The sequence below is a fragment of the Bacillus xiapuensis genome (assembly GCF_002797355.1).
GTDB lineage: Bacteria > Bacillota > Bacilli > Bacillales > Domibacillaceae > Bacillus_CE > Bacillus_CE xiapuensis.
The window spans coordinates 1,072,987-1,091,875 of record NZ_KZ454939.1 but is presented as its reverse complement, the minus strand read 5'-3'; the positions used below and the strand labels follow the sequence as shown (position 1 = coordinate 1,091,875).

Below are 18,889 nucleotides of genomic sequence, written 5' to 3'. Positions count from 1 at the left end.
GCAGACGAAAAACGGACCGTTTTACTTCTGCTGCTTATTTTTTAAGGAAAAAGGGGAACTCCTGGTCCGCTTTTCATGATCTCCACGCTTCAGGATGCTTTTGCCATGTTCGGAGCGTTTCCAAATCGCTCGCTTTTACATATTGTTTCTCGGCAGCCACCTCAATCAGCGTAGAATAATCGCTCAGGCTATAGGATGAAATGCCGGCCTCCGCTAATTTCTCTTTGCCGGCAGCCAGCTCATAGGTAAAAATCGAGACGATTCCCAGCACATCGCAGCCGGCCGCGCGAAGAGCTTCCGCAGCTGTTACCGCGCTCCCTCCCGTTGATATGAGATCTTCCACCACAACCGCCTTCATCCCCGGTTCCGCTTTCCCTTCAATTTGATTTCCTTTTCCGTGCCCTTTTGCTTTTGAGCGGACATAGCACATCGGCAAGTCCATTAACTCGCTTACCCAAGCCGCATGAGGAATGCCGGCCGTCGCCGTTCCGGCAATGAGCTCCGCGTCCGGATAATGCTCCCGAATTAAGGAAACCAGACCTTTGGCAATCATCTTTCTTACGGTCGGATAAGATAGCGTTAAACGATTATCACAATAAATGGGTGATTTCATGCCGGAAGACCAAGTGAAAGGCTGATCCGGCTGCAGGAAGACGGCTTGAATTTCTAATAATTTCTCTGCGATTTGTTTATTTAACATGCGACATTCCTCCCCATAGCTGCTTTACTTTTTGATAGGCTAATAGCGGCCGCTCCGCTTTCGTAATGGAACGCCCCACTACGATCATCGTGGACCCCCGATCCTTTGCAAGCTTTGGATCGGCTACCCGCTGCTGGTCATTGGCTTGATCCTCTTTCATTCGGATTCCCGGCGTGACCTTCATAAAGTGACTTCCGCATTTTTCACTGATGGCCGCCGCTTCATAAACAGAGCAAACCACTCCGTCACAGCCCGCTTCTTTTGATAATTGAGCATAATGAAGCACCGATTCCTCTAAAGAAACGGAGATGAGCTGTTCTCTTTTCATTTGATCTTCTGAAGCAGACGTCAGCTGAGTCACGGCCAGGAGAATCGGACGCTTTCCTTTAGCTGTTCCTTGCTCTAGCCCTTCGCGTGCAGCCGCCATCATGTTCTGGCCTCCTGCCGCATGAACATTGATCATATCCACATCAAGCCTAGCCAGACCTTTCATGGACTGCTTCACCGTATTTGGAATATCATGAAGCTTTAAATCTAAAAAAATCCGGTGATTCTTCGCCTTTATTTTTTCAATAATGGCCGGTCCGTTTTGTAAATAGAGCTCCATTCCGACTTTGACAAATAAGGACTCCTTCTGAAAAGGCTGTAAGAAAGCCTCCGTCTCCTCCCATGTTGGAAAATCAAGTGCAATGATAGGCTCTTTTTCCATGTTCACTCCAGCTCCTTCCCACCAGCTCGCTAATATGCCCAATCTTCTCCCGCTGCAAATAATCATCCAACTGCTGAATCAGCTTCGGGCAAATGAGCGGGTCGACAAAGTTGGCTGTCCCAACCGCTACTGCGTCTGCTCCTGCCAAGAAAAATTCGACGATATCCTCCGCTGTAGAAATTCCTCCCATGCCGATAATCGGCAGCTTAGTTTGCTGGCTCACTTCATAAATCATGCGAATCGCCACTGGTTTAATAGCCGGACCTGACAAGCCGCCTGTCTGATTCGCCAATATCGGCTTCCCGGTTTTGATATTCATGCGCATGCCAATCAATGTATTAATCATCGTTATCCCATCCGCGCCGCCATCCTCTACTGCTTTAGCCATATCCACAATATTTGTCACATTGGGAGAAAGCTTAACATACACCGGCACTTCCGATACTTCTTTCACTCTTTTCGTCAACTCTTTAGCTGTTTCGGGAACCGTTCCAAAAGCGATCCCTCCCGTTTTCACATTCGGGCAAGAAATATTCAGCTCCAGTGCACAAACATTTTCCGCAGTTGAAATATGCTTGGCCACTTGCACATAATCTTCCACTTGAGAACCGGCCACATTGGCAATAATCGGCACATCAAATTGAGATAGCCATGATAGTTCGTTCTCGATTACTTTTTCTAAACCCGGGTTTTGCAAGCCGATGGCATTTAACATTCCTCCAGGTGTTTCTGCTACTCTGGGGGTTGGATTGCCAAAGCGTGGCTCTTCAGTTGTCGCCTTGATCATGATCGCCCCCAGCTCACTTAAGTCATAAAACTGGCTGTATTCACGGCCAAAGCCAAAACATCCGGAAGCCGGCATGACAGGGTTTTTCAAATTAAGTCCCGGGAGCTGCACATTCAGCCTGCTCATAACGCCACCTCCCCTATTGGAAATACAGGGCCGTCACTGCACACTTTGCGATATTGAAAACCGTTTGGATCATTTTGGGTATGGCAGACGCAGGCAAAACACGCACCGATGCCACAGCCCATGCGCTGCTCGAGAGAGATAAAACCTTTTGCCGTCAATTGCAGTCTCTCCACTGCTTTGAGCATCGGGGTTGGACCGCATGAGTATAATATATCCGCTTGCATTCCATGCTGATCAAGCACATCCGTAACGAATCCTTTCGTTCCTAAACTGCCGTCGACAGTCGCCACATGCGTTTCACCCAGCGCAGCAAATTCATCGATGTAAAAGGCGGCCGTCTCGTTCTGAAAACCGAGCACATGGATCGTTTTCACTCCGCGGCTGTTCAAACGCTTGGACAGTTCATATAAAGGAGGAACACCAATGCCCCCACCGATTAATAAAGCTGTCTCCCCTTCTGCAGCCGCTTCTACCGGAAAACCATTTCCAAGAGGGCCGAGGACATCCACACGGTCCCCTGGTTTTTTCTTTGTCAGCATCTTTGTTCCTTCCCCTTCCGCCCGGTAAATCATCGTGAAGGTCTCCCCGCGGCGATCAATGCTGGCGATACTGATCGGCCGTCTTAAGAGCGGTAGCATTTGGCTATTTGCTTTGAGATGAACGAACCGTCCCGGCTCGTTCATCTCTTGGACAAGCTCACCTTGCAAGGTAAGCTCATAAATATTTTCGGCAATTCTTCGCTGGGAAGAAACTGTCATCCACTCCTGCTTTATCATGACAGCACCGCCTCTACCCCGGGAGCAGATTCCGCCTGAGGCATGGCTTCTGCTGAAAAAATCATAGACTCCAGCACAAGAAGAATCGCTTCTGCTGTATCTAATGACGTGAGACAAGGAATGCCGTTCTCCACGGCTTCGCGGCGGATGCGGAAACCATCACGCGCTGGCTGTTTTCCTTTGGTCAATGTATTAATCACAAACTGCGCTTGTCCCGAGCGGATTATATCCAGCATATCAGGCCCCTTGGCGCCAATTTTCGCCACTGTTTCTGCCGGCACACCGGCTTCATTCAGAAATTGGGCGGTGCCGTGAGTGGCGAGCAGTTTGTAGCCAATGTTATGGAAACGTTTAGCAAGCTCCAGCGCTTCTTCCTTGTCCTTATCCGCGACTGTCATTAAAACGGATCCTTTTGTTGGAATTTTCATACCGGAAGCCACCAGCCCTTTATAAAGCGCTTTAGCTAGCGTTGCATCTTTCCCCATCACTTCTCCCGTTGATTTCATTTCCGGTCCGAGCGTCGTATCTACCCGGCGCAATTTAGCAAAGGAGAAGACAGGCACTTTCACAAACACGCCTTTTTCTTCTGATACCAACCCGGTTTTGTAGCCCATTTCCTTTAATGAATGGCCCAGAATCGCCTTTGTAGCCAAATTAGCCATTGGCACATTGGTGATCTTACTTAAAAACGGAACCGTACGGCTAGAACGCGGATTCACTTCTAATACGTACACTTCACCTTTAGACACAACGTACTGGATATTTAATAATCCGATGATATTTAATCCCTTCGCCAGTTTGATCGTATATTCGATAATTTTATTTTTTTGTTCTTTCGTTAATTGCTGCGGCGGGTAAACGGCAATCGAGTCACCGGAGTGCACACCCGCTCGTTCGATATGCTCCATAATTCCCGGTATGACCACATCTGTTCCGTCAGAAATCGCATCTACTTCAATTTCTTTCCCCGTTAAATACCGGTCAATTAATACCGGATGATCAGGATTGACTTTGACCGCATTCTGCATGTATTGCAAAAGCTCTTCTTCTTTGTACACGATCTCCATCGCGCGGCCTCCCAGCACATAGGACGGGCGGACCAGTACAGGGTAGCCGATTGTTTCGGCAATTTGTACAGCGGCTTCGACTGAGAAAGCTGTTTTTCCAAGCGGCTGCGGGATATTTAATGATTCCAGCGTTTGCTCGAACTTATCGCGATTCTCTGCACGATCCAAATCTTCAAGACTCGTGCCTAGAATTTTCACGCCATGTTCGACTAGCTTCTCGGCCAAATTGATGGCTGTTTGCCCGCCGAACTGAACGACCACTCCCTCCGGCTTTTCTAAATCAATAATATGCATGACGTCCTCAACCGTCAGCGGCTCAAAATATAGTTTGTCGGAGATGCTGAAGTCCGTGGAAACCGTTTCTGGGTTGTTATTGATGATAACCGCCTCGTAGCCGGCTTCTTTAATCGCCCACACTGAGTGCACAGTGGCATAATCAAATTCCACTCCCTGACCGATGCGGATGGGACCCGAACCAAGGACAACCACGCTTTTGCGATCGGTTACGATCGATTCATTTTCATCTTCGTAAGTACCGTAATAATACGGTGTAGCTGATTCAAATTCAGCGGCGCAAGTGTCAACCATTTTGAAAACAGGCATGATTCCGCTATCCTTTCGCCAGTCATAAACAGCTTTCTCAGCTGTTCCCCAAAGCTTAGCAATTGTGCAATCAGCAAATCCCATTCGCTTGGCCGTTTCTGCCACAGAAACGTTAAACGGGTTCGCCTTAACTTCCTCTTCAAATTCAACGATATTCGCGAATTTTTCCAAGAAGAAGGGATCAATCTTGCTCCACTCATGGATCGTCTCAACCGCCACCCCGCGGCGCAATGCTTCTCCGATGTAGAAGAGGCGTTCATCGCCGGCCTTTCGAATACGCCTTTCAATCAGCACGTCGTCCATTTCTTTGATTTCATCCAATTCGAGATGGTATACGCCACTTTCAAGGGAGCGAACAGCTTTCAATAGAGACTCTTCAAGCGTGCGGCCGATCGCCATCACTTCTCCTGTTGCTTTCATTTGCGTGCCCAGAGTTCGATTGGCCGATTCAAATTTATCAAACGGCCATCTAGGAATCTTAGAAACGATATAATCAAGCGCAGGCTCAAAGCATGCATAGGTTTTGCCCGTAACCGGATTTTTCATTTCATCAAGCGTCAGTCCAACTGCAATTTTTGCCGCCAGTTTAGCGATCGGATACCCGGTGGCTTTAGAGGCGAGCGCGGATGAACGGCTGACCCGCGGATTCACTTCAATAATATAATAGTTGAAGCTATGCGGATCGAGCGCCAGCTGCACATTGCAGCCGCCTTCAATGCCTAGTGCGCGGATGATCTTCAGCGACGTATTTCGCAGCATTTGATATTCGCGGTCGCTGAGCGTCTGGCTTGGTGCCACTACAATGGAATCTCCTGTGTGAATACCGACCGGATCAATGTTTTCCATATTACAAACCACAATGGCGTTATCATTCGAATCGCGCATCACCTCATATTCAATTTCCTTGAATCCAGCAATGCTTTTTTCGATCAGACATTGGGTGACCGGACTGTGCTTTAATCCGCTCGTTACGATTTCAGCCAATTCTTCCTCGTTCGTGCATATTCCCCCGCCAGTTCCGCCGAGTGTATAGGCTGGACGAACGATGATCGGGTAACCAATTTTTTCAACAAACGCATGCGCTTCCTCCAGCGTATGAATGATTTCACTTTCAGGAACCGGTTCATTCAATTCATTCATAAGCTGGCGGAATAAATCCCGGTCTTCTGCTTGCTCAATCGCTGACAGCTTTGTTCCCAGCACCTGCACTCCATATTCCTCCAGCACGCCTGCATTGGCCAATTCAACGGCCATGTTCAAGCCAGTCTGACCTCCCAGTGTCGGCAGGATGGCGTCCGGACGTTCCTTTTGGATAATCCGGCTGACAAAATCCAATGTGATCGGTTCAATATACACGGCATCGGCAATTTCGGTATCCGTCATAATCGTCGCCGGATTGGAGTTCACCAAGATCACGCGATACCCCTCTTCTTTCAGTGCAAGACACGCTTGCGTGCCGGCATAGTCAAATTCCGCTGCCTGCCCGATGACAATCGGACCGGAACCAATCACTAATATGCTTTTAATATCTGTTCGTTTAGGCATGTTGAAGCTCCTTTCCTGCGTTATGTTTCATCATGCTGATAAAGCGGTCAAATAACTGGTTATCATCTTCCGGCCCCGGCGAGGCTTCCGGATGGTACTGCACGGAGAAGGCCGGATATCTTTTGTGGGCCAAACCTTCCACTGTTCCGTCATTTAAGGCGATATGAGTTACTTTCAAATCTGTGCCGGCAACAGAATCTTCACAAACCGCATAGCCATGGTTTTGAGAGGTTAATGCCGTTTTTCCTGTTTCCAAGTCTTTCACAGGGTGATTCGATCCGCGATGACCGAATTTCAATTTGAAAGTATCCGCTCCGGATGCGAGCGCAAACAGCTGATGGCCTAAGCATATTCCGAATATTGGTACTTTTCCGATCAGTTCTCTGACCGTTTCAACCGCATGCGGCACGTCTTTCGGATTGCCCGGTCCATTAGTTAGCATAATGCCATCCGGGTTAAATTGGAGTATTTCTTCTGCTTTTGTATCGTGCGGAACGACGATTACGTCGCAATCCCGTTTGTTCAGCTCGCGCAAAATGCCATGCTTCATGCCAAAGTCCATTAATACGACTCTATAGCCTCGCCCTGGACTGGGATAGGCAGATTTCGTTGAGACCTGGTCCACTTGATCCTTTGGCAAAACGGTTGCTTGCAGCCGGTGAATCATCGCTTCCGCATCTTCCTCCATGGACACAATCGCCCCTTTTAATGTACCGTGCTGGCGGATAATTCTAGTTAGCTTTCTTGTATCAATTCCCGCAATAGCAGGAATGCTCTTCATTTTTAAATAGGCATCTAATGTCATTTGACTGCGGAAATTAGATGGATCACTTGCCGCTTCTTTGACAATCAGGCCTTTGACAGCCGGATGAATCGTTTCGAAGTCATCGCGGTTAATGCCGTAATTCCCGATTAAAGGATAGGTAAATGTGACAATTTGCCCGCAGTAGGAAGGGTCCGACAACACCTCTTGATAGCCCGTCATTCCCGTTGTAAAAACAATTTCGCCGATTGTATCTTTATCGCTGCCAAAGCCTTGGCCGACAAATGTTGTGCCATCTTCTAAAATCAGTTGTTTTTTCATGCTTCCACCTTTCCTTCCTGCCAAACAAGTTTTCCTTCTGAAAATGTAGCTGTTGGCCATCCATTGCATTTCCAATTAACAAACGGCGTATTCTTTCCCTTTGATGCAAAGCTTTCCGGACGGATAATTCGTTCCGCTGTCAGATCTATTAAAGCGAGATCAGCAATGGCTCCTTTTTCCAGCTTGCCATATGGAAGGCCGAACGCTTCAGCCGGCTTAATCGTCATCCAATCTACTAATTGTTTAAGAGTAAAGACGCCCGTTTTCACCAGGTTGGTATATAAAAGCGGAAAAGCCGTTTCCAGTCCGACGATGCCAAACGGTGCTGTTTGCATGCTGGCCGCTTTTTCTTCAGCTGTATGCGGAGCATGGTCAGTGGCAATAAAGTCGATTGTGCCATCCAAGATCCCCTCTAATAAAGCCTGCTGATCCGCTTTCCCTCGCAGCGGAGGATTCATTTTATAATTAGTGTCTATTCTCGGTATATCTTGATCACAAAGCAATAAATGATGCGGAGTGACTTCGGCCGTCACGCGAATGCCAGCTTTCTTAGCCTCTCTCACCGCACGTACGGATTCTTTTGTACTGATATGGCAAACATGATAATGGCAGTTTGCTGCTTCAGCAATCAGCACATCTCTTGCTATATGTACAGCTTCACAGATGGACGGAATACCTGGAAGATTATTCTCCTTTGCAAATTTGCCGTCATGTACTGCTCCGCCGTATATGAGCGTATTATCTTCACAATGCGCTACTACCGCCGCATTGAGGCTGGCAGCTTTTTTCATCGCCTCATACATCATGCCTGCCTCTTGAATGCCGACCCCATCATCCGTAAAAGCAAAAGCGCCATTATTCTTTAAGCTTTCAAAATCGGTTAACTCTTTTCCCGCTTCACGAATGGTAATGGAGGCATAAGGGAGCACGCGCACATGCGCTGCTTCTGCAATCCGCTTATTTAATGCTGATAAATGTTCAGCTGTATCAGGCACCGGCCGCGTATTTGGCATAGCGGCGACCGTCGTAAATCCGCCTTTAGCGGCAGCCATCGTGCCAGTTGCAATCGTTTCTTTATGCTCGCCGCCGGGTTCGCGCAAATGAACGTGGAGATCGATAAATCCGGGGACAATTAATTGGCCATCCGCCTCCACGACCTTTTCCCCCTGCTCTGTCAATTCCGGACCCATTTCTGCGATTTTATCAGCTTTAATCCGGATGTCTTGCTTGATCCATTCTCCATTTTCAGCAAGAATATTGCCATTTTTGATTAACCAGTTCATTTGACATTCTCCCTTCAAGCATTTGTTTCAGTACGGCCATTCTGACATACACACCGTTTTCCATTTGTTTAAAGATTCTTGAACGCTCGCACTCTACTAAGCTGTCGGCGATTTCCACATCGCGGTTTACCGGCGCCGGATGCATAATGATGCTCTTTGGCTTCATTCGCCGCTCGCGTTCGACCGTAAGCCCATACATGCGATGATATTGCTCCTTCGACATCAGGGTATGTTGGCCGTGGCGTTCATGCTGGATTCGAAGCAGCATCAGAACATCGGCTTCTTCGACTAATTCATCTACTTCAACGAATGCTCCAGCGGCTAAATAATCCTCTTGGAACCACTCGGAAGGTCCTGAAAAGCGAACCTCAGCGCCCAGTTTTTTTAAAGCTTCAGCATTTGAACGAGCCACCCGGCTATGGCGTATATCACCGACTATTCCGACTTTTAGACCTTCAAAACATCCGAATTCTTGCCGAATCGTAAATAAATCAAGCAAGCATTGTGTCGGGTGCTGTCCGCAGCCGTCCCCCGCATTGATGACCGGTATGTTGACTTTATTGATCAGCTGCTGATAATATTCATCCTCGTCATGGCGGATAACAACCGCATTCACACCGATGGATTCAAGCGTTCGGACGGTATCATACAATGTCTCCCCTTTAAGTACGCTTGAAGTTCCAGCTTCAAAAGGAATGACATCAAGGCCGAGCTTTCTTTCTGCTACTTCAAAGCTGCTCTTCGTTCTCGTGCTCGCTTCAAAAAATAAATTAGCAATGAACGTCTGCTTAGCCGGCCGCCAGCTTTCACCTTGAGAAAATTTCTCTGCTTGCATTAATATTAACAGAATCTCATCTTTATGCATATCCTTAATTGAAACAAAATTTTGCGTCATTGTTTATCCGCCTCCATTTGCATAAAAAAACACCCGACTTCACTCGGGTGTTTTGATTGAAGATAAAGCTATAGCAGGCCTATCCATAACCTGTACCATATCTCTTATCTGCGCACCCTTGAATGCCTCACTGGACATTATTAAAAGGCTTCTATTCAATTGAATTTTTATTCCTCCGCTCTTCGCCAGTCTCTCTGGACTGCGTTTAAAAAGCGCCCTTACTCATGAATAGCAACTTGATCCTTCGCATCCACTTCCTCTAAAGTGACAACGATTTTTTCCGTGCTGGCTGAAGGTATATTCTTTCCAATATAATCGGCTCGAATCGGCAGTTCGCGATGCCCTCTGTCTACGAGCGTTGCCATTTGAATTTGTGAAGGCCGGCCGAAATCCATGATCGCATCCATTGCGGCGCGAACCGTTCTGCCTGTATAAAGAACATCATCCACCAAAACCACCGTTTTATCGGTCAGATCTCCGGGGATATCCGATCCTTTCACCTCGGGGTCCTTGCTTTCCGTCTTTATCGATAAATCATCCCTGTACAGCGTGATATCTAATTCTCCAACCGGAATCTCTCTGCCTTCAATCTGCTGAATTTTCTCGGCAAGCCGCTTGGCTAAGTAGATGCCCCGCGTTTTAATCCCGATGAGTATACAGTTTTCGATTCCCTTATTTTTTTCCAGTATTTCATGGGCAATCCTTGTCAAAGCACGCCGTATAGCCTGCTGATCCATGACTATTGCTTTTTCCATTTCCATCACCCTCCATATACAAAAAAGCCTCCCGCCACATGAGCGAGAGGACAGATTACATGCATAAGCAAGCAGCTCTTTGCCTGCTAAAGAGATCCGATACCTTCTCAGCCTCACGGGACTGTATTTAAAGGACTTATTCAACTGTTGTCATCATACATTAAGCTGTGTCATTTGTCAATTGCTTTTGGCCAAATAGTCAAGAAGTTTCGCAAATTCAGCAGGAAGCGGCGCTTCAAATTCTAAATATTCTTTTGTGCGGGGATGAACAAAGCCAAGAATGCCGGCGTGAAGAGCCTGCCCATCAATATCCAATGTTTTTTTCGGGCCGTATTTAGGGTCGCCGGCAAGTGGGTAGCCAATATATTTCATATGGACGCGAATTTGATGCGTGCGGCCCGTTTCAAGCTCGCATTCAACAAGGGTATAATGTGAAAAGCGCTCTAAAACTTGAAAATGAGTAACGGCATGTTTGCCGCCTTCAATAACGGCCATGCTTTGCCGTTCCTTTGGATCTCTGGCAATCGGCGCATCAATCGTGCCATAATCATGGGGGATCACTCCGTGTACGATCGCTTTGTATTTCCGAGTGACCGTTTTCTCAACCAGCTGCTGCACAAGCTTCTCATGAGCAAAATCGTTTTTGGCTACCATTAATAGTCCGGATGTGTCTTTGTCGATACGGTGCACAATTCCAGGGCGCATTACACCATTGATCCCGGATAAATCTTGGCAATGAGCCATCAAACCGTTTACAAGCGTTCCTGATAAATGACCGGGAGCCGGATGAACGACCATGCCTCTAGGCTTGTTGACCACTAGCACATCTTCATCTTCATAATAAATATCCAAATTCATATCCTCCGCCTCGATATCAAGCGGTTGGGGGGACGGAATTTCAATTATAAGCTGATCTTCTAATTCGCATTTATAATTCGCTTTTACCGGACGGTCATTTACTTTCACAAGCCCTTCTTTGATCCATTCTTGCACCTGCGTACGCGACCACTCCTCATTGAGGCTAGCTACTACTTTATCAATGCGCAGATTGTTTTCAGCTGCTCCAACGCTATGTTCTATTTTTTCCATTCATGAGCTCCTTTTCTTTCCGATCTTCTATGATCATAGCCCCCATCAGCAATATGACCCCCATCGTTAAAGAGGCATCTGCAATATTGAAAATAGGGAAATCATAGCTAAAAATATACGTGTTAATAAAATCAACCACTTCTTTACGAAAAATACGGTCAATAAAGTTGCCGATGGCTCCGCCAAGCAAAAGAGCTAAGGCGCTTTGCATCAACGGCTTATTTTTGGCCTGTGTCTGCATATAATAAACAATTCCAATGATCACTACCACCGTAATAATATAAAATAACCACAGCTGCCCTTCAAGCATCCCCCAAGCAGCTCCCCGGTTCCGATGGGAAGTAATATAAAGAAAGTCCTTGATCACTTCTGAGCTTTCCCCAATTTCCATCCCCTTGACGACCAGCCATTTCGTCCACTGATCTAATAAAACAATAAATAGAGCTAGTAAATAGTACAAGAAAGCACCCCATTTCCTCCATTAGATCTTTAAGATTCTTCTCGACATCCGCTTGCTCAGCCCCACATAACAGAAAAAGCTGTCCTGCCTATGCATCTGCTTCCGATTATTACTCCAAATTGGCATAATTCATCAGAGAACAAACACGAGCAGGACAGCCTCCCAGTATGGCTGACAGATGCCAGGCTTTATTTAAGCTTGTGAATAATGCTTCTCGACCACATCAGCACAGCGCGGACAAAGCGTTGGATGCTGCTCATTTTGGCCAACTTTCGGCGATACTACCCAGCAGCGTTCGCAAGTTTCGCCTTCTGCTTTTTCCACAACGATAGCTGCATGTTCAAGCTTTAAGGTCGTATCCGGCGCTTCATCTGCCGAGCCTGCCAGTTCTAATGCCGATACGATGAACAGCTGTTTCAAATCTTCCTGAATGGATTCAAGCAAGGCTTTCGTCTCTTCATTCACGTATAAAACAACCTTAGCTGTCAGTGATTTCCCAATCACTTTGGCATGGCGCGCTTCTTCCAGCGCTTTTAGAATATCCGCACGCAAATCCATAAAACGAGTCCATTTGTCCTTTAATTGATCGGCCCCGTCAAGCTGCTGGTACTCCGGCATATCGGTTAACTGCACACTTTCTTCCTCTGCGCCCGGAATGTACTCCCAGACTTCATCCGCTGTATGCGACAGAATGGGCGAAAGCAATTTCGTTAGCGACAGCAGGGTTTCGTACAGAACAGACTGAATTGCACGGCGATCCGGATGATCAGCTGACTCGATATATAAAATGTCTTTGGCAAAATCAAGGTAAAAGGCACTTAACTCTACCGTACAAAAATAGTTGACCGCGTGGTAAATCGCAGCAAATTCGTAATGTTCATAATGCTGGCGCACATCTTTAATCAGTTCATTCAGCTTCACGAGCATGAATTGATCAACTTCCCGCAAATCTTCATATGCCACTTGGTGTTGCTTTGGATCAAAGTCAGCTAAGTTGCCAAGCAAGAAGCGGAATGTGTTTCTGATTTTCCGGTACACTTCAGCGACTTGCTTAAGAATGGCATCCGATACCCGAACATCCGCCTGAAAATCAACGGAGGCGACCCATAAACGGAGAATATCTGCTCCCAGCTGTTTCATCACTTTAGCCGGCACCACGACGTTGCCGACAGATTTACTCATTTTGCGGCCTTCTCCATCTAAAGCAAAACCGTGGCTCAGCACACCTTTATAAGGCGCTTTGCCGGTGACAGCAACCGCAGTGGTTAAGGAGGAATTGAACCAGCCGCGATACTGATCAGAGCCTTCTAAATACAGATCCGCCGGCCGCTGCAAATCGCCGCGCTCTTCCAGCACCGCTTGATGAGAAGAGCCGGAGTCGAACCAGACATCCATGATATCCGTTTCTTTCGTGAATTCTCCATTCGGACTTCCCGGATGGGTAAACCCTTCTGGAAGCAATTCTTTCGCGTCCTTTTGGAACCAAATGTTTGATCCATGTTCACGGAACAGCTCGGAAACACGGGCAATCGTTTCATCGGTAACGATCGCCTCGCCATTCTCCGCATAAAAGACCGGAATCGGCACACCCCAAGCACGCTGGCGGGAAATACACCAGTCTCCGCGATCGCGGACCATGTTAAATAAGCGGGATTCTCCCCAGGCAGGCACCCATTTCGTCTCCTTCACCGCGTGCAGCAGTTCATCACGGAATTTATCAATGGAAGCAAACCATTGCGCCGTTGCCCGGAAAATGACGGGCTTCTTTGTCCGCCAATCATGCGGATAGGAATGAGTAAAGAATTCCAGCTTCAATAGCGCGCCGACTTCTTCAAGCTTCTCAGTAATTGGCTTGTTTGCTTTATCATAAAATAAGCCTTCAAAGCCCGGTGCTTCCTCTGTCATGACACCGCGGTCATCAACCGGGCAAAGAACATCCAGCCCGTATTTTTTTCCGACAAGGAAGTCATCCTCCCCATGTCCAGGAGCTGTGTGAACACAGCCGGTTCCGGAATCCGTTGTGACATGTTCCCCGAGCATGACGAGGGAATCACGGCTGTAAAGTGGATGCTCCGCTACAATATATTCCAATTTCTCGCCTTTTATTTTTTGGGATACTTGATAGTCTTCCCATCCTAATTTAGATGCAACTTCTTCAAGCAAAGCTTCCGCCACCAAGTACTTGTTCCCAGCTGCTTCTACCACCACATAGGTTAACTGAGGATGAACAGAAATCCCGAGGTTCGCAGGAATCGTCCACGGCGTCGTGGTCCAAATGACGATGTTGACTCCTTCTTCAAGAACCCCTTTCCCATCTTTAACAGAGAAAGCAACGTAGATGGAAGGAGAACGCTTATCCTGATACTCAATTTCCGCCTCCGCTAACGCCGATTCACTGGACGGCGACCAGTACACAGGCTTTTTCCCTTTATAAATGTACCCTTTTTTCGCCATCTCGCCGAATACTTTAATTTGCTGGGCTTCATATTCCGGTTTTAATGTGATGTAGGGATGATCCCAATCTCCGCGTACACCAAGGCTCTTAAATTGTTCTATTTGATTTTCAATTTGCTCGTAGGCATATTCCTCACAGAGCTTGCGGAACTCAGCTGTTGTCATCTCTTTGCGCTTGATGCCTTTGTTCGTCAGCGCCTGTTCGATCGGCAGCCCGTGAGTATCCCAGCCCGGAACATAAGGTGCATGGTAACCGCTCATGGACTTATAGCGAACAATGAAGTCTTTTAAAATTTTATTTAACGCATGCCCCATGTGAATGTTTCCGTTAGCAAACGGAGGGCCGTCATGCAGAATAAACAGCGGGCGCCCTTTTGTGCGTTCCTGCACTTTTTTATAAATGTCCATTTCATTCCATTTTTGCTGCATACCCGGCTCACGCTTCGGTAAGTTGCCGCGCATTGGGAATTCCGTTTTCGGCATTAACAATGTATCCTTGTACTCCATTTGTATCCTCCTTTTTTTCTGACATTCACGGATGCGGTGTAAACAGTGATAAGCAAAATAAACAAAAAGCCTCCCCATCCCTCTATAGGGACGAGAAGGCTCCCGCGTTACCACCCTGCTTAACAAGCTTGTATCACTTGCTCACTTAAACATTCGTATCGTGAATGACCCGCTCGTCTCTACTAAACATGCGTTCAAGACGAACGCTCCAGGGTGATCTTCCATCTCCCGCTTTCCCTAGGCTTCCACCATCCCTAGTTCGCTGTTAAAGCTTGTGGAAATGTACATTCCCTTTCATCGCATTATTTTATAAAAATCATGTTGCCTCAATTATAAAAATTGCTGAAACTTTCGTCAAGTTCAGTTCTCATCTTCGCTCAATTTCTCTAGTTCTTCAGTATTAACTTCAAAGTCCATCAGACCGTCCCAATCATCGCTGTTCAATAAATCCAGCTGCGCTTCCATCAGCATCTTGAATCGCATCCGAAAGACTTTCGACTGCTTCTTCAGCTCTTCCGTCTCCACGGCAATCTTTCTTGCCCGCGCCAGCGATTCATTCACGATCCGATCCGCATTTTTCTCCGCTTCCCGAATTAACAGCTTCGCTTCTTTATGAGCATTTCTTTTCACTTCTTCAGCTGTTTCTTGGGCGATGACAATCGATTTATTCAGCGTTTCTTCAATATTGGAAAAGTAATTGAGCCTCTCCGTTTGGGAGGCCAGCTGCTCTTCTAACTCTTTCTTTTCCCGGATAATCAACTCATAATCTTTAATGATCTGATTAAGAAAATCATTGACTTCATCCTCATCATATCCGCGAAACCCGCGGCTGAATTCCTTATTATGTATGTCCAACGGCGTTAAAGGCATAAGCCCACCTCCACTGCAAATCTCAATCTGACAGATTTTTTTATTATATTGCTTAATATTATAAAGGTTTTTCGCCTTCTTGTGGTAAAAATCCTGCTTTTTTCAGAAATTATTTCAAAATACCTAACACAATCCGCCATTTATCCTTTTTGGTTTTTCCTTCCGTGGCGATAAGCTTGCTCCTTCCTACCCCCCTGACAGAAAAGATATCCCCGGCGGAGCACTCGAAGGCAGTATCCTCAACCTTTTTCCAGTTGACTTTCACGGATCCGCTTTTAATAAGCGTCTGCGCCTTTTGTCTTGATAAAGGAGAAGCCGCCGACAGGATTGCATCCAGCCGCAAAGAGGATACCGTTGTTCGGATTTCTTTCCATTCTTCCGCTTCCTTCAACGCTTCCGAAAGCGGACAGCCCTTAAGAGAAATGGATATTTTGCCGATCCGAGTTAGATTCAATTGCATATAAGAGCTGACTTCCTTTGCCGCAAGCACTTGAAATTTTCTGCCATCCGTTAAAATATCCCCAAACTTGCCTCGGCGCAGCCCCAGCCCCATAAGACTTCCAAGAATTTGCGAATGCTCTAGAGTAACAAATTTGGCAGGATAGAGAAGCTCATACAGTGCGATTTCAAAGTCGCTTTCTTGAGGCTGAAAATAATCGGGCGTGATGAACGCCCGCTTTCTTTCCGATGCTTCGCTTCCCCCAAAGAAAGTAACTTGAACTTCATCCTGACTGCCGACAACCGCCTGAACAATTTCTTGCTCTCTAGGATCAAGGAAATCCGTCAGCTTGGGCGCATATAGCTGAGCAGCTTCGTATTTCCATTCAATGACTTGGTCGATAAATTCTTTTTCCTCCGGACGAAAATGCTGATAAATCGAAGACATTAGTATTCCCTCATTTCTTTCAATTCAAAAAAAAAGAAGGGCTCGGTTCCCTCCTTTCAAGAATGAACTACAATAACCAGACCGCTAACTGGTTGAGTCCTTTTGTTGCCAGTCTTAACACAAAAAAGGCCACAAGAGGAGAAAGGTCAATCATGCCTAGCGGAGGAATGATTCGTCTGAATGGCTCTAAATAAGGCTCGCAAATCTTTTCTAAAAATTGTCCAATGCTTGTTTCCCGCGCGTTCGGAAACCATGTCATCAAAATATAAATGATCAGCGCCCAAGAATAAAGCACGATCGCTTGATTAATAATACCCACTACTAGCTCCATAAAAGTCATTACCACCTCGATTGATCTATATCTTCATCCGCTATAAACTGAGAAATATTTCCCGCCACTTCCACATTATCCGGCGTACAAAGAAAAATCTTCTGGCCGAGCTGCTGAATTTCACCGCCGATTGCATAGACGGTGCCGCTTAAAAAATCCACAATCCGCTTTGCCTGATCATGCTGGATGCGCTGCAAGTTGACGATAACCGCGCGCCTGCTTTTCAAATGATCGGCAATTTCTTGCGCTTCTGCAAATACACGGGGTTCTATTAGGATCACTTTAGAAGATTTTTGGACACTTTGCAGACTGACCACATTTTTTTTCGCTGATTTTGGACGCTTGTCCTCTTCTTGAGCATCGCTTTCTGCTTCTTCCGCTAGCTGATAGTCATCCTCATCCAAAAGAAAAAAAGCTTTAAACTTAGACTTGATTCCCATCCTTCCACCTCCACAAGTGATCTATTCCCCAACCAAAGCGGTTCCTATGCGAACTATGGTCGCCCCTTCTTCCACAGCAATCGGGTAGTCATTGCTCATCCCCATGGACAGCTCCCCGCAAGGAGCAAACGGCAGCTCTAATTGCTGAACTTCTTCTTGAAGACCTTTCAGCTGTTTAAAGCAGCTGCGCAGCAGTTGCTCATCATCCGTCAAGGGAGCCATAGTCATTAAACCGCAAACGGTAATCTTTGTGAACTGCCCGAGCTGCTTCACAAAATGAATGACCTCATCAGGGGAAAGCCCGTGCTTGGATTGCTCCCCTGAGACATTTACTTGCACCAAGCAATTTATCGGACGGTTCGCTCGCTTATTAATTTCCTCCGCAAGCGACAGGCGGTCAAGGGAGTGGATGTACGATACATGATTTATAATCTTCTTGACTTTCCTTGTTTGCAGGCTGCCGATAAAATGCCAGACAGGCTTGTCTCCCAGCGCTTCCCGCTTTTCCAAAAGACCTTCATCTCTGTTCTCACCAAGATGATGGATTCCTGCGTCCAGCGCTTCTTGAGCCCGCTCTGCGGACACGTATTTCGTCACAGCGATCAGCTTCACTTCTTCCGGCTTCCTGCCCGCTTTCAGGCACGCTTGTTCAATATTTTGTTGAATTTCTTGCAAACGATCTGATACCTTCATGATGAGGTGCCTCCTTCCAACCAATAAACCCTAGCATTCTTCCCGTTTTTCCTGCATCGCGGCGGTGAGAAAAAAATTCATCCCCGCAGCTGGTGCAAAGCTTCGTGATCTGAATGTTTTCTTTCCGTATACCTGCTTGGAGCAGAACGAGCTGGTTTAATTGCTGCAATGATAAATGGTACTGACCCGGCTTTCCATTCACCGGAGAATAAGGCAGCTGATCTTCCGCTTTCATCCATCTGCGCGCTTGTTCAATCACGCGGTCATCCACTGCATAGCAATCTTTGCAAATGGATGGGCCGATGACAACCTCTATATCTTCAGGAGGAATTCCATCCTTCTTCCACAATTCAACCATCTGCTTACCGATGCCTAGAACGGTTCCTTTCCAGCCCGCATGAGCCGTTCCGATTCTCTGCACTTCTTTAGCAAGAAAATAAAGGGGCACACAATCCGCATAGCACAAGGTTAAAAGCGTTCCTTTGTCATCCGTATACAAACCATCCGTTTCTTTAAAGCTGGAAGAATAGAGCAATGCCCCTTTGCCTCTATCTGCTTTTGTCACCGCGGCGACTCGGCTGCCATGCGTTTGTTCGGCGCCTATCCAGCCGTCAGCCGGAAATTCCAAGAGATTGCCTATCAGCTGGCGGTTGGCGCATACGTATTCCTCACGATCATTCACATGAAAGCCAGTGTTTAAACCGCGGAAGTCGCCCTTGCTGAACCCGCTTTCTCTCGTTGTAAATCCAGCCACAAGCCCCGGGTGTTCATTTTGCCAATCATCAATAGCGTATAGACTGTCATGTAGACGAACAAATGGTTCCTTCAT

At 46.9% G+C, this 18,889-nt stretch carries 18 protein-coding genes and 1 other annotated feature; all 18 genes read right to left on the bottom strand.

All coding sequences use genetic code 11. The features are described 5' to 3' along the window. Window positions 1-73 precede the first annotated feature (73 nt). Window positions 74-700, bottom strand: a complete 627-nt coding sequence (gene pyrE / locus CEF20_RS05485) for an orotate phosphoribosyltransferase (protein WP_100330853.1) — start codon at window positions 698-700, stop codon at window positions 74-76. Then, window positions 690-1,409 carry an orotidine-5'-phosphate decarboxylase gene (pyrF, locus tag CEF20_RS05480; protein WP_100330852.1) on the bottom strand — a complete coding sequence of 240 codons (720 nt, stop codon included), beginning with the start codon at window positions 1,407-1,409 and terminating at the stop codon, window positions 690-692. The genes pyrE and pyrF overlap by 11 nt, the downstream gene beginning before the upstream one ends. Continuing rightward, a complete protein-coding gene (locus CEF20_RS05475; RefSeq protein ID WP_100330851.1) occupies window positions 1,381-2,322 on the bottom strand; it encodes a dihydroorotate dehydrogenase in 942 nt (313 codons plus the stop codon). The genes pyrF and CEF20_RS05475 overlap by 29 nt, the downstream gene beginning before the upstream one ends. After that, window positions 2,319-3,098, bottom strand: a complete 780-nt coding sequence (locus tag CEF20_RS05470; protein WP_100330850.1) for a dihydroorotate dehydrogenase electron transfer subunit — start codon at window positions 3,096-3,098, stop codon at window positions 2,319-2,321. Before CEF20_RS05470 ends, CEF20_RS05475 begins: the two co-directional genes overlap by 4 nt. Then, the gene (gene carB / locus CEF20_RS05465) at window positions 3,095-6,313 is read right to left on the bottom strand and encodes a carbamoyl-phosphate synthase large subunit (protein ID WP_100330849.1); all 3,219 of its coding nucleotides are present in this window, start codon (window positions 6,311-6,313) and stop codon (window positions 3,095-3,097) included. Before carB ends, CEF20_RS05470 begins: the two co-directional genes overlap by 4 nt. After that, window positions 6,306-7,397, bottom strand: a complete 1,092-nt coding sequence (locus CEF20_RS05460; protein ID WP_100330848.1) for a carbamoyl phosphate synthase small subunit — start codon at window positions 7,395-7,397, stop codon at window positions 6,306-6,308. Before CEF20_RS05460 ends, carB begins: the two co-directional genes overlap by 8 nt. Next, complete coding sequence (locus CEF20_RS05455; RefSeq protein WP_100330847.1) at window positions 7,394-8,680, bottom strand: dihydroorotase; 1,287 nt, start codon at window positions 8,678-8,680, stop codon at window positions 7,394-7,396. The genes CEF20_RS05460 and CEF20_RS05455 overlap by 4 nt, the downstream gene beginning before the upstream one ends. Then, complete coding sequence (locus CEF20_RS05450) at window positions 8,643-9,575, bottom strand: aspartate carbamoyltransferase catalytic subunit (RefSeq protein ID WP_100330846.1); 933 nt, start codon at window positions 9,573-9,575, stop codon at window positions 8,643-8,645. Before CEF20_RS05450 ends, CEF20_RS05455 begins: the two co-directional genes overlap by 38 nt. 218 nt (window positions 9,576-9,793) lie before the next feature. Further along, window positions 9,794-10,330: a bifunctional pyr operon transcriptional regulator/uracil phosphoribosyltransferase PyrR gene (gene pyrR, locus CEF20_RS05445; RefSeq protein WP_100330845.1), complete on the bottom strand. Its 537-nt coding sequence runs from the start codon at window positions 10,328-10,330 to the stop codon at window positions 9,794-9,796. Between the two features lie 177 nt (window positions 10,331-10,507). Next, window positions 10,508-11,419 carry an RluA family pseudouridine synthase gene (locus CEF20_RS05440; protein ID WP_100330844.1) on the bottom strand — a complete coding sequence of 304 codons (912 nt, stop codon included), beginning with the start codon at window positions 11,417-11,419 and terminating at the stop codon, window positions 10,508-10,510. Then, the gene (gene lspA, locus CEF20_RS05435; RefSeq protein ID WP_100330843.1) at window positions 11,400-11,879 is read right to left on the bottom strand and encodes a signal peptidase II; all 480 of its coding nucleotides are present in this window, start codon (window positions 11,877-11,879) and stop codon (window positions 11,400-11,402) included. Before lspA ends, CEF20_RS05440 begins: the two co-directional genes overlap by 20 nt. Window positions 11,880-12,071: 192 nt before the next feature. Continuing rightward, complete coding sequence (gene ileS / locus CEF20_RS05430; protein WP_100330842.1) at window positions 12,072-14,840, bottom strand: isoleucine--tRNA ligase; 2,769 nt, start codon at window positions 14,838-14,840, stop codon at window positions 12,072-12,074. 83 nt (window positions 14,841-14,923) lie between these two features. Beyond that, window positions 14,924-15,147: a binding site (T-box leader), on the bottom strand. Window positions 15,148-15,200: 53 nt separating this feature from the next. Further along, entirely contained in the window at window positions 15,201-15,710 is a 510-nt protein-coding gene (locus tag CEF20_RS05425; protein ID WP_100330841.1) for a DivIVA domain-containing protein, read from the bottom strand. A 109-nt stretch (window positions 15,711-15,819) separates the two neighbouring features. Beyond that, complete coding sequence (locus CEF20_RS05420; RefSeq protein WP_100330840.1) at window positions 15,820-16,596, bottom strand: YlmH family RNA-binding protein; 777 nt, start codon at window positions 16,594-16,596, stop codon at window positions 15,820-15,822. A 67-nt stretch (window positions 16,597-16,663) separates the two neighbouring features. Then, window positions 16,664-16,927 carry a YggT family protein gene (locus tag CEF20_RS05415; RefSeq protein ID WP_100330839.1) on the bottom strand — a complete coding sequence of 88 codons (264 nt, stop codon included), beginning with the start codon at window positions 16,925-16,927 and terminating at the stop codon, window positions 16,664-16,666. A gap of 8 nt (window positions 16,928-16,935) precedes the next feature. Continuing rightward, window positions 16,936-17,367, bottom strand: coding sequence for a cell division protein SepF (locus CEF20_RS05410; protein ID WP_100330838.1), 432 nt, complete (start codon window positions 17,365-17,367; stop codon window positions 16,936-16,938). 21 nt (window positions 17,368-17,388) lie between these two features. Next, window positions 17,389-18,060 (bottom strand): YggS family pyridoxal phosphate-dependent enzyme, encoded by a 672-nt coding sequence (locus CEF20_RS05405; RefSeq protein WP_100330837.1) that lies wholly within the window; start codon window positions 18,058-18,060, stop codon window positions 17,389-17,391. Next, window positions 18,017-18,889, bottom strand: a complete 873-nt coding sequence (gene pgeF, locus CEF20_RS05400) for a peptidoglycan editing factor PgeF (protein ID WP_100330836.1) — start codon at window positions 18,887-18,889, stop codon at window positions 18,017-18,019. The genes CEF20_RS05405 and pgeF overlap by 44 nt, the downstream gene beginning before the upstream one ends.